We start from the raw sequence: 12,856 nt of genomic DNA on the forward strand, positions 1-12,856 counted from the left end.
CCATTTTATTTTATAACCAAATACTGTTACTTCACCTAAATATAACCATAAAACAGATTGTAGTATCAATAGTTTTTTGAAAAATCATTCTTTTCTAAAATATACTGTTAATCAATTTTTGTTTATTATTCCCGTCCACTTCCCATACTAACTGTATACTTACTTGTTTTAGGAGGAGGTTTTTATGGTTCAGCAGCAAAATCAGCCAAATACACTTCCGCCTCAACAGCAAAATGTGCAGCCGGGGATTGAATCGTTTATGAATCCAAGACCAATCTTTGATGATCCTTCTTATCAAGGCAGCGGAAAGCTTGCAGGAAAGACAGCGGTCATTACCGGCGGCGACAGCGGCATCGGGAGGGCGGTTGCGGTGCTGTTTGCCAAAGAAGGTGCCGATGTGGCCATCATTTACTTAAATGAGCATGAAGATGCAAAGGAAACAAAAGGGTATGTTGAACAGCTCGGGCGCAAATGTCATTTAATAGCCGGCGATCTCGGCGACGAAGCATTTTGCCAGCAAGCGGTGAAGGGAGCAAAAGATCAATTTGGAAAAGTGGATATTTTAGTAAACAACGCAGCCGAGCAGCATCCGCAGCAAGGAATTGAATTTATTACAGCAGAACAGCTTGAACGAACGTTTCGGACCAATATTTTTTCGTTCTTTTTCATGACAAAGGCTGTTCTTCCCCATATGAAGACAGGCAGCACGATCATAAATACGACATCTGTTACAGCCTATCATGGAAATGAACAGCTCATTGATTATTCGGCAACAAAAGGCGCCATTGCGTCATTTACCCGTTCTCTTGCTTTATCATTGGCCCCTAAAGGCATTCGAGTCAACGGTGTAGCGCCAGGACCCATTTGGACACCGCTCATCCCTTCTACTTTTGATCGTACAAAAGTAGCTTCTTTTGGCTCCAACACAGCGATGAAGCGGCCCGGACAGCCGATGGAAGTTGCGCCTGCTTATGTATATTTAGCAAGTGACGATTCTACTTATATGACAGGGCAAATTCTCCACGTAAACGGCGGCACGATCGTAAATGGTTAATCTGCAAAAAGGCCCCAAAATCCAATACTTTGGGGCTTTTCTATTTGTAAATAGCTCTGGCATATCTGAGAGCAATATCCACATGGCCAGATCAATACGCTAAACAAAAGTCATCGATACATGTTCGCTCCTGTCAGATGCTGATAAATGAATTCCACTGGATTATTAATTTCTGGAAAATTCTACAGACTGCATCAATCGCTTTCAAATCCAAAGTAAAGAAGAAAATTTCGTGGCATTCAATATTTTGCTTGACGGTATGTCGTGAAAAATAAGCAAAATTTTTTACAAGCCCCTCTCTTCAGCGGCTCCTTCAATGAATTAACGGGATCTGTTTCTTGTAAAGAAATGAACCAAGTAATAAAAAGCCGTGCCTGCTACAAGTGAAAGAATTAAGCCTAACCAGGTCGCTTCCGCTACAAATTTACTTCCCTCTATTTTGATGACATATAAGGGAAGGTTCAGAATCTTCGGACTTGATTCAATGTGGGTGATGCCGGATAACCGAATAATAAAAGGAGTTATTAGAACTATTAAAGCGTACAGAAAAACTAAACTGATTCCGCCCATAAGCGCTCTAAAGAAAGTTGTCATAACATCTTCCTCATTTCTTCTATTGCTTTTACAATTTTTTTCATCAGGCCATTTGAGGACAAAAAGAGCAAATTACATAACGATGTTAAAAATAACATCTTCACAAAAAAGCTGTCAGTCATATTTATTCACACTATCGACACTGCCATTGGAGCAAATGCACAAATTTATTTCAGAATTGAAATATATTACATAAAAATACTTCAAATTGATTATTTGCCGAAGTCCAATATTTTTCATCCCCTCTTTATAATTCATTGCGATATATCCCGTCTCATGAAAAATTGGAGGCCAGACTGCTAATAGCACTTTTATCATTTGAAAACAGGCCTTCTTAAAAAAATATTTTGAGAAATCAAGTATAGAAAAATCCCGCCTGCAACATATATAAAATCAATATAATAACTTTGCGAAATGAAATAATGTAAAAAAGAATCAATGATTGCCACAATGACAAGGATTATAATTAACGCTACAGCCTTATTCCCGTCATGAATTCTCGCTATAAATCCGGCAAAGGTTGAGAGCATTGTAACGAAAAAAATAGAAAAAATTCCGGTTAATTGCGGAAGAAAATCTTGATTTAATATAAAACAATTTAAAACTACAAATAAAAAATAAATCATAAAATTTACTGCTATTGCCATGAATATTCTCGGAAAAAAATAGACGGAAGCCGGTGCATTGATCATAAATATGGAAAGATTATATTGCCTAAAATGCATCCCAATACATAAAGGCAAAACAATCATAAGTTCTTTTAAACCTAAATTCATAATAAATGAATATACAATGGCAAAGGTCATTGCATCCGAGAAAATATAAACCCCTATGGTGAGAGCATAGAGAATCGAGAACATAAGAGCCATTTCCGCAAAAATTCGATTTCGAAAATAATAGATTGCTTCCAATACAAAATGAATAACGTAATGATTAAGCTTAAATTCCTTGCTTTTTATTTTTTTAGGATAATTACCTGTATGGCTTTGCTGAAATAAACCAAATAAATACCTTCCCGATAAATTTTTTATCCCTATCCATAATATTAAAAGAGCGGCCAAACAACCGATCCAAAACAGAAAGCCGAAATTTCCTATACGCTCCGCCATATGTTTAGAAACAAAATGCAGCCCCCATATGATGGACATAAATAATAATGATTTGAAATAAAGTCCATCTTTATGTCTGCCCAGCCATTTTCCGACAATCAAAGAGGATAAAATCCAAATAAACAGGATGAACCAAAAAATAATAAACAACAAAAGAAGAACTAGAAAAATATGAAAGATATGTATTTGAATATGTTTTATATAAAAAGAAATGAGCAAAGGCAAAAATGCGAAAAAAATGAAGATGTTAAAAAAGACATATAACAAAAAATAGCTTCCCGCAACAAATTGACCCGCATTAATAGAAGTGTTTAAAAAGAAAAAGGCATACTCCTTTCTTTTTAACTTTTCTCTGGAAAATATCATAAGGAAACACGCCAATAAGATGCTGAACACCAAAATTGAATCAAAAGCGTCTGTCTTATTCAATGGAATGAAATCCAAATATTGAAATAAAATTAAGGCATATACGACATAAAGGAGAATCGCTCCTAAAACAACTGCCAATAAATGAGTCGGGTAGTTCAAAAAGATATTTTTTGCTTTTTTAACCTGTTTCGGAATCTCGATCCTCGCTATTATCTCGAACATCGGGGGCATTTAAAATCTCCTCTGCTTTCAAGTAATAATCCTTGTTTGCCTCTTCATATATTTCTTCCAAAGACATTCTGCCAAACTGCTCAAATACTTGATCCCGCGTACAATTTAATTTTACTTTTCCGTTTCGAAGCAAAATAACCTTGTCGTACAATTCTTCCCCAAAACTAAGGTGATGGGTGGACAATAAAATCCCGATGCCTTTTGTTTTTAAAAAATGAAGAGTTTTCCGCAAGATAATGACCATATCGGGATCCAGCCCGTTCGTCGGCTCGTCAAAGATGACAAATTCACTTCCTTTAAAAAGCTGTGAAACAATTTGTGTTTTTTTCTTATTGCCATGAGATAAATTGCTTATCGGTATATGCAGATACCTTTCAAGTTCAAAAATTTTTATAAGCTTTTCTAATAACTGATGGTCTACCTGATGTTTAAATGAGTTTTCGATTAAAGAGAAGTATTCTTTCGGCGTCAAATAATCGAAAAGAGCAATCTCATCTGAAATATAGGAAACATTTTTCTTCAAATAATCCACATCTTCAGAAACATTCAAATCAATCTTTTTGTTATTTACGGATAAAGTACCGACATAATCCATTAATCCAAAGAGTGATTTAATAATGGTTGTTTTCCCCGCCCCATTATGACCTAATAATAATGTGATTTGAGAAGGCATGATGGTCACTTCTATATTTTTCAGCTCAAATTCATCACCGTGTCTCTTGTGTTGAATATATAATGACAGCATTCTATATTCCCCGCTTTGCAGTTGATTGGAAACATTCAATTATGATAGATCGAAAGAAAGAAAACGGGATCATGTTTTCTATCCTTTTTTCTTCACGTAAATGAACTGTCCAGCGATCAACAATAACTGAAAATAGTTCTTTTATTTTGTATAAAGATACTTGTGCTAAAACCACTGCTTATCCCGATGAATAATGGAAAAATCTATTTTCTTTGTAAACTCTAAACTTCACTTTCATTTTTTTGAATATTATATGAAATTTTCCAATTCATTGGTAATTTTATCAATACTTTTTTCTTTTTGTCAATTTTAATTTCCGATCATTTACAAACTTTATAGAAATTGTTTTTTCATAATAGATATAGAAGAAGTTTTCAAATGGTCATTTTTTAATGGAAAAAATCATAGGACGGCTGACTATTCAGGCAAGAGACCCAAAGTTTGCCGCCCGCTTCCATCAGAATCCGTATCACCACGGACACCCCTTGCGTTATGCTAACTGCTGCTTCTGCCTTCACAGCTCGGGACTTTCACCCTAGAGATTACACCCATGTCGGGCGCACCAAGAAACGGGCTGTCCAGAAAGTCAAAATCCATTGAAAACGAAACATCATAAACATTGATATATCAGCGTTACTAAAACATTAAAGGGGCGTCTATAAGCCGGAAAATCGACTTATTAGACAGCCCCGTTTGCCTATTTTATTTGTAAATAGCTTTGCGCTGACGAATCTTCAGCATCATTCCCATTGCTATCAGCAGCATGCCTATCAGCAGCCAGCGATACACGTACGTTGCTGTATCCGGAAGTGATGCCGAAGCTTGATTCTCACTCACCTGTTCAAATTTCGTTTCATCCGTAGTTCCATCCGTACCAGAAGGATTATTTGTGCCGCCTGATCCGCTACCGTTGTTTCCATTATGATTTTCGTTTTCAGGATGATCTTCGTTACCCGAATGATCTTGATCTTTTTCTTGGCCGCCGCTTTCGGAAGGTGTTTTATCGCCTTGACCACCTTTATCCCTGTTGTCTTTTTCCGGATCATTTCCGCCTTCTCCCGGATCAGCCGGATTTGGAACAATTTCACCTTCTTTCGTTTGGAAAGACCAAATCGATGAGCGCGTTTTACCGCCAAATTGATCTTCCGCTTCCGTGTACCAATAATACACTTGGTTTGGCTCTAAATCATGCCACATGACAGAGGCCACTTCGCCACTCGGAACGTTTTCGACTTTGCCGATCAAGCTGTCGGTATAGACGTTGACAACAAAAGAATCTGTTGCTACTTTTTTCTCTTGCGGTTGTAAATCGGTTTCAATGATAAATTCATCTTTTCCTGGATACTGTTCCGGATCGTAAAAGTTGTAGTCGTCTAAATAAGGCGAATATGTTTTTACATAAATTTGATTCGTATCTGTATTGAAATGCAGCAAACGGATATAGCCCTGGCCGCCCTCAGGACCGCCTTGATAATCAGCAAGTATTTGATATACTTTTCGGTCAGGCGCTCCATCTCCGTTATCATCAATCTCATCGACTAATGTCTCGCTGTCATGATAATGTCCGCATAATACCGCCATCACATTTTTATTTGGTTTAACAACTTTTTCAAAAATTTGATTTCCAATCGGGCTGCGGTTTCCGCTGACTAGTAAATATTCATGGAATGCTAAAATTGCTTTCCGATCGGGATACTTTTCAAGCACCGAATTCACCCAGTCCAAATCTTCATCCGAAACGCCCCAGCCCATATACACCATAATATAATCATTACCGTTCGCCGAAATTAAATCATAATGACCGCGGTTATTTTTATAAGAACCTCCATAATAGTCACGACCTGCAAACCGATTCTCGCCGAAATATTGATAATAATTGTCATAGCTTCCGTCTTTATGGCCAACATCATGATTGCCGGCTAGAACTCCATATCTGATTCCTGCATCATCTAGCACTTTCATAGCTTGATCGGCCACTGCCCATTGATTGTGATCATCTGCTTCATCGACTAGATCACCTGTATGAAATACATACTGAATATTGAGATTATCTTTTTGATCTCGAATCCATTCGACTTGCTTTTGATAAATGTGTGGATAGCTTTCCGAATAATATTGCGTATCGCTCATCCATACAAACGTATAATCATAATCTATAGTTTGCGCGATTTGGTCTTGAACGATCACGCTCACCTTTTGGTTTTTCACATAGTCTTTCGCAATTACGCTCCCTTTCAATTGAAATCTTTCTTCACCGGCAGTTTGTGAAGCAACTTCCTTCCATTTATTTTCCATATTGTTCCAGGCATACATCGTCACTTTTCGTCCCGGCAATGAAGAACCGTTCCAAATAAGTTCTATTTCATCATTTTCATCAACTTTTTGATCAACGGTAACGTTGAAGCGATGATACGGAAACTGCTCAGTTGATGTTGTTGCAAGCGCCTCGCCATCTGCGTTTTCCAACTTCCTGCGTTCATCTTTCGAAAGAACTTTTTCGCCTTCAACTTGAAATCCAGCAGGCGGTTCTGTATCAGATGCATTTTGCAAAATATCTACATGTTCTTCATCTGATGCTTTATACTGAAAAGCTTGAAAGAAAGATACATCAAGATCGTCCATTGTCGGATCCGCCACCCTTACGGACAATTTAGCACTTAAAGCATCCTCATCTGTTTCGGAAAAATCAGGTAAGAGCGGATGTTCGTCCACTGTATAGAAAGTGACTTCGCTTTTGCCTTCATTGCCTGCCTCATCAATAGCTGTAATGACAAGTTGATGTTTGCCTGATTGAAGCTGTGCTGACGAAGCTGCAAATGGAAGATCGATATATTGATCATCTAATTTGGCAGTGATCGATCTAATTTTACTCCATTTATCTTGAATTTCAGCATCAATAACAAAAGGTCCTTTATATTTTTTTCCTTCCTCAATAGTTGGTTTAATGATTGGCATTGTGTTATCGACAATAACTGTCGATTTCACTTCATTCCCCTTTTGGTCAACTGCTTTCACTTCATGCTCGCCATCTTCTTCATTTTCGCTGTTCCATAAGTAACCGAGGGAAGTAAATTTTTCATCCGGAATATTGAACGTAAATTCGACAACCGGGCTTAATCCGGCACTGTCGCCGACGGAAATCTCCTGTTCGGGTTCTTGATACTCGCTGCTGTATAGAGCTGTGCCGTCAGATAAAACTAATCGCACATTTTTTACATAAAAATCATCTCGATTTTCTTCAGATGTTTCATCAAATGGACTGACCTTTGTGCCTGCCCTAATCGCAATTGATAAATCTTCACCGATTTTCAGCCTTTCCGACGAAATCGGAACCGTAATTGTTGTATATTGATTAATGGTGTCATCAAATATTCTCAAAATGTCATTTCCTATCGTCACACCGTTTTGAAAATAAAGATTCGTTTTACGAACATCAAAGGCAAAATAAACGTCTGATTCAATCGTGCGGAAAGTATTTGTTTGTTTTGCTCCATCAATATATAAGGAAACCTCCTCAGGTGTAAGATCGCCTGTTGCCTTCACTACGGTTTCTTTTGAAACAATTTGTCCATTTTCTACATTTAACCGCAATCCCTGCTTCTTATTTGCATTTCCAATTTGAACGGTAAACTTAGGAGACTCCTTGATATTCACTCCATCGCCAGCGACAAAATAATACTCTACTACATTTTTCCCAATTAATTCAGGCGAATAAATCGTATATTCATATAATCTCGAATTATAGCTTTCTTCTAAATTCACTTTTTTAAATGGTTCTTGTATTTTTGTCCGGTAGTATAAAGAAACGGTTTTGACTTCGATATTATCTTTTACTTCCGCTTTGATGAAAATATTATCCGTTTCCATAGCTTTTTCAGTATTTGTTAAATTTTCAATAGTTGGCGCCATTGAATCGGCTGGAACAGTTACTTTCACTTTCGGAGTTTGTCCGTCTTTTACCGATCCGGGTGTAGCCGCTTCAACGCCGGCACTAATTTTTTTCATTATATTGCTTCCATCCGCAGGATATTTGTACAAAATCCCTTTGTCCTCTTTAGTATCATCAATATTTACCTGATCATTATAATGAGCAACGGAAATTTCTTTTCCGCTGTTTGTGGCAATTACTAATGATCTCGCACTACTGTTGGCCATCCCGTTATTATAAATTTTCACAATGTTTTTGTTCTCTTCTAACGAAACACCATAATGTTTATTAAAATCTTCAACAGCCAACGATGCATTCCCTTGATTGATGATCCAAAATACAAGCGTCCCACCTGAAGGAATTTGCAGTGATTGATCCTCATTAGGAGGTCCCCAAATAAGATCGGATTCTGCATCTTCCTGCGGATATCGATAACGGATTTTGTAGTCTTTAAAATCAATGGTCTGATTAGTATTATTATAAATTTCAATAAATTCATAACCGTCCAACCCATTTATATTGGCGCTGTCCGGAACTACTTCAGTAATGAGAAGTTTTGGGGCTTTTTGATAATCAATATTGGGAGTTTTGAGTTGAACATGGTGTTCCTCTGTTTTGACCGTGTTTGTTCCATCTGATGCCTCTATGTAATATAGGAGTTCGCTTCCCCACATGTCCGCACTGGGAATCGCCGCCCTATATTCATTTTGATTTCCGTTTTCAGTCATTTGAAGGGATTTGTATGCTCCATTTTCCGTCAATTTATAAAATAATGTGACATAACGGACTTTTTTATTATCAGTGACTGTAGCTTTTACAATTAATGGCTCCTCGCTTTCCCATTCTGCTATTGGCTGATGTGTAATGACAGGAGCTTCTTTGTCATCAGGCTCTTCAATGGCGACAGGTGTCTTCGGCACTTGCCCTTCGATGAATGCACCTGGATTAGCTTTTTCACTTAAGCCAATTTTTTTCATTTTCGTCTCTTCCGTAAATTGATAAATGATTCCTTTATCTCTTTCAACATCATCAGCTCCATCATTATATGCTGCTGCAGATACTAATGAACCATCCTTTGAATAAACAGCTAATGCCCGGATGCCGCTGTTAGCCATTCCTTCAAATGGCAAGGCTTGGACTTCGCTTTCTTTCAAATTCGTTCCGTAAAATTGATTAAAATCTTCCAATCTTAAAGATTGATTAGAACTATTTTTCACCCAGAGAATGAAAGTTTTTTGCGGAGCTATTACTTGATTATCCGAAAATTGAAAAACTTGATCGGCTTTTGCTGTACCCGGATATTGATAATGAAGTTCATAATTTCGCAATTCAATCGGCTTGTTGGTATTGTTGTAAAGCTCAATAAATTCATATCCGTCAGCACTTCCGACATTTGACGTGTCTGGAGCCAGTTCGGTGATTAAGATTTTCGGAACTTTTTGATAATCCGGTTCCGCATCTTGTTGAATAGCTACTGAAAATGTTTCAGAAGAATTTATTGGAAGTCTTGTTGTTTCTGTCTCATTTTTCCCTTCAAACCAATAAGAAAAAGTATAAGACCATAAGTCGCTTTCTGGTACAGTTGCCGTAAAGGTTGTATCATTTATTTTCTCCATTTTCATGCTTTTCACAAGCATACCCGGAGCTGTACGATAAAACAATGTCAACTCTGCAAGGTCTTTTCCTTCCGCATCAATTTTAAGCGGCCGGCCTTTTTGAATGACTGCCGGTGGCTGATGAACGATTTCCAGTGGCAGTGTAACAGCTTGCTGTTCAAGTTGGGGGGTAGATTGTGAATTTGCTTCTGGTTCTTGTTTTGAAGTTTCGGGAACTGTATCAGTATCTTGCTGTTCTGGTTTTTGCTGCTTTTGTTCACTTTCATTAACCGGAAAAGATGGATGATCCCCTCCTTTTGCAGGTTCTTTCACTTCTTCATTTGCTGCATCAGGCTGTCTTTCATCACTTTTGTCCTGTTGAACTTCGTTTTGCTGAGAGTTGTTTTCTTCAACATTTGGCTCGCTGTCATTTTGATGAAGCGGTTGTTCTTGATTTGGTTTATCCGTTGATTTCGTTTGTTCCTCCATCTGCTGCTCGGCGTCTCCTGCAACTGTTGCTGTTGCATACGTATGTATCGGTGTTAACACGGAAACAAGAACAAGCAAAACAGCGGAAGCTCCAGCCAGCATAGAGCGTCTCTTTCTTTTTCTCAAATAAAACTCCTCCCTAAAATTTTCTAACCTCAATTATTGTAATATCGAAATATTTAGTTGATTTTAATTATTTGTAAATTTTTGTCTAATTTTCGTTCATTTTAAAATAGAAAAATAGGAGAATTTCCATGATATAATTCTAGAAAAGTATATTTGAAAGGAGCATGTTTCGTGGCAAATCCATTCATCGGTTATATCGGTACATATACGAAAGGTGAAAGCAAAGGCATTTACAAATTTACTTTGGACACTGAGAAAAAAGAGCTTAGTGAAGCTAAAGTAGCAGCAGAGCTTGACAATCCGACATATGTCGCGATTTCCAAAGACAATCAAAATTTATATTCGGTTGTTAAAGACGGAAATTCAGGGGGACTTGCTGTTTTTTCCATTGACGAACAAACAGGCGATCTGCAAAGCATCAACCGACAAGTGACGGAAGGACCTTCTCCGTGCCACGTCAGCGTCAACAAAGCAAACCATTTCGTCGTCACCGCTAATTACCATCGCGGAACGATCGAGGCTTACTTGCTGAATGAAGACAAAAGCGCAAATCCAGCGGCAAGCGTTGCAGAACATACAGGTTCAGGCCCTAATCTTGAAAGGCAAGAAAAACCGCACGCTCACTATTCGGGGTTTACACCAGATGAAAAATATGTTGTAGCTGTTGATTTAGGAATTGACCAAATTATTACCTACTCTTGTGATCAAGGTGTTTTAAAGAAGGTGAGCAGCCTTTCTGTTAAACCTGGAAGCGGCCCTCGCCATATCGTCTTTCATCCAAACGGAAAATTCGCTTACGTGATGACGGAATTAAGCAATGAAGTGATCGTTCTTTCTTATAATGCAGATGAAGGAAGCTTTCAAGAGCTGCAATACATCCCAGCAATTCCGGAAGATTTCGCAGAAAACAGCCAAGGCAGCGCCATTCACATTTCTTCCGACGGCAAGTTCGTTTATGCTGCTAACCGCGGCCATGACAGCATTGCTGTTTTCAAGGTAGAAAATGATGGGGGCAAGCTTGAATTTGTTGAATGGACAAGCACCGGCGGCCATTGGCCTAGAGACTTTGTCCTCGATCCGACAGAAAGATTTGTGATCGCCACAAACCAAGAATCAAGCAACGCCGTCTTATTTGAACGCGATCCTGAAACCGGCAAATTGACACGCTTGCCATCAGAAATTTCCGTGCCTGATCCGGTTTGCGTGAAATTTCTTCATCAAGGCTAAAAAAATGTCTTTGCAATCTATTTTCACCTTTACGAAAAGAAGGCTCGTCTGTTTGTTTTAAAACAAGACGAGCCTTTCAAATTTTTATAAAAATGGCACCTTCCATCAGACTTTTAATTTAGGAGCCTACTGGTGTTGGTCAACTTCGATCACAGTGCGAATCCCTAGTGAAAGAGTATAAAAACCGTGAAGTGCTGCTCAATCCGTTTGCCTCCAACTTATTAATTCAAATCTTATCGTCGTCCGATACAGAGCGTTTCAAACAATCTAGTTTTCCTCCAACTTATTAATCCAATTCCCGAACTCGAAAGAAAAATCGTCATGGAAGCACCCTTCTTTTAAGCTGACCGCTTATGATCCATCGGACAACAAATGTTGCAAACCTTTATGACATCTTCATTCATGATTCCTATAGAAAAGAAACGGAAACAGCTTTCTACAAAGCTTGCAGTATTATAGTGAAGAAGCATAGCCTCCGTGTTTAAAATTAGAATAGCCGAATTGTCGCTCGGCTATTTCCACGCAGAGGCTATTTCCTGCTTAACAGGGGCAAAATCTCAACATGGTTTCGCTAATACTTGGATTATGTAAAAGATGACGAAGACGAAAAAGAGTACAAAATTTCAACAAGATTGCGCCAATATGCACCAATAATTTTGAAAAGCCGTAATCAGCTACACTGACAGATTGGGCAGTGACGAAAACCGAAAAAAGCTACTTAGCTTCCTTTTGCGCAATATTCCCGTTACGGACATTGGCGATGCCTTCTTTGCATACACCGTGCGGAAGCCAGGAGCAATTCGCACATAAGTAATCTAAGTCGTCAGGGACTACTTTTTGGGCCGTGAGCCCCAATAATTCCGATTTTAAGTAAATCCCATTTTCTTCAATACCTAAATGGCGGATTACTTTTTGATCCATGGAAATCACATGCTCATTTGAATTCGGATCCGCTTGGCACGTCGATTCTCCATGGTGCGGACATGCCATGCACGCATCATCAAGTGCAGAGACGACTTGAATGGGAAAGTCTTGCTCTTCATCACGAATTTTTGTAACTACTTCCCACATCTTCTCTACAAACGATGGACTATATCCCATTCCGCGAAATCCGTGCACACATAATAAATGATGCCCCCGTAAGCGAAGCGGCTTCATACATTTCTCCTCCCCTTTTTCTATTACTCCCATCTTATGAGAAAAAGCACAAGCCTACAACATAAACGTGAAAAAACATTGCATCCTTTAAAATTAAAATACAAACGTCACAACGAAAAAGCGAGCAAAAGCTTGTTCCAAATTCACAAGCTATTGATAAGAAGCCCTCTTTATCCATTGATCAATATTGTTTTACCCACTTTAAATGGAGCCGCTCCTTTTCCAGCGTCT

The 12,856-nt window shown here is 38.4% G+C and carries 6 protein-coding genes; 2 read left to right on the forward strand and 4 right to left on the reverse strand.

All coding sequences use genetic code 11. The features are described from left to right. The first annotated feature begins 184 nt into the window (after nt 1–184). A complete protein-coding gene (locus tag NSQ61_RS10355) occupies nt 185–1,054 on the forward strand; it encodes an SDR family oxidoreductase (RefSeq protein ID WP_066248403.1) in 870 nt (289 codons plus the stop codon). A gap of 908 nt (nt 1,055–1,962) precedes the next feature. On the opposite strand, the gene NSQ61_RS10360 is transcribed toward NSQ61_RS10355, so the two are convergent. The 3 genes from NSQ61_RS10360 to NSQ61_RS10370 all read right to left on the reverse strand — a co-directional run bounded on the left by NSQ61_RS10360 (nt 1,963) and on the right by NSQ61_RS10370 (nt 10,240). Further along, nucleotides 1,963–3,357: a hypothetical protein gene (locus NSQ61_RS10360; RefSeq protein WP_339212287.1), complete on the reverse strand. Its 1,395-nt coding sequence runs from the start codon at nt 3,355–3,357 to the stop codon at nt 1,963–1,965. Continuing rightward, the gene (locus tag NSQ61_RS10365) at nt 3,305–4,102 is read right to left on the reverse strand and encodes an ATP-binding cassette domain-containing protein (protein WP_066248413.1); all 798 of its coding nucleotides are present in this window, start codon (nt 4,100–4,102) and stop codon (nt 3,305–3,307) included. The genes NSQ61_RS10360 and NSQ61_RS10365 overlap by 53 nt, the downstream gene beginning before the upstream one ends. A gap of 702 nt (nt 4,103–4,804) precedes the next feature. Then, nucleotides 4,805–10,240: a lamin tail domain-containing protein gene (locus NSQ61_RS10370; RefSeq protein WP_340806908.1), complete on the reverse strand. Its 5,436-nt coding sequence runs from the start codon at nt 10,238–10,240 to the stop codon at nt 4,805–4,807. A 171-nt stretch (nt 10,241–10,411) separates the two neighbouring features. Here NSQ61_RS10370 and NSQ61_RS10375 point away from each other — a divergent pair, with 171 nt between their 5' ends. Then, on the forward strand, nt 10,412–11,467 hold the full coding sequence (locus NSQ61_RS10375) for a lactonase family protein (protein ID WP_144596646.1): 1,056 nt from the start codon (nt 10,412–10,414) through the stop codon (nt 11,465–11,467). Between the two features lie 714 nt (nt 11,468–12,181). Here the strand turns inward: NSQ61_RS10375 and NSQ61_RS10380 are convergent. Next, on the reverse strand, nt 12,182–12,625 hold the full coding sequence (locus tag NSQ61_RS10380; RefSeq protein ID WP_130158619.1) for a DUF1284 domain-containing protein: 444 nt from the start codon (nt 12,623–12,625) through the stop codon (nt 12,182–12,184). Nucleotides 12,626–12,856 lie beyond the last annotated feature (231 nt).

This window comes from Aeribacillus sp. FSL K6-1121, assembly GCF_038003725.1.
Classification (GTDB): Bacteria; Bacillota; Bacilli; order Bacillales; family Aeribacillaceae; genus Aeribacillus; species Aeribacillus composti.

Coding starts and splice junctions, on each gene's coding strand:
- NSQ61_RS10355 (WP_066248403.1), top strand. CDS start 185: ATGGTTCAGCAGCAAAATCAGCCAAATACACTTCCGCCTCAACAGCAA.
- NSQ61_RS10380 (WP_130158619.1), bottom strand. CDS start 12,625: ATGAAGCCGCTTCGCTTACGGGGGCATCATTTATTATGTGTGCACGGA.
- NSQ61_RS10360 (WP_339212287.1), bottom strand. CDS start 3,357: ATGCCCCCGATGTTCGAGATAATAGCGAGGATCGAGATTCCGAAACAG.
- NSQ61_RS10365 (WP_066248413.1), bottom strand. CDS start 4,102: ATGCTGTCATTATATATTCAACACAAGAGACACGGTGATGAATTTGAG.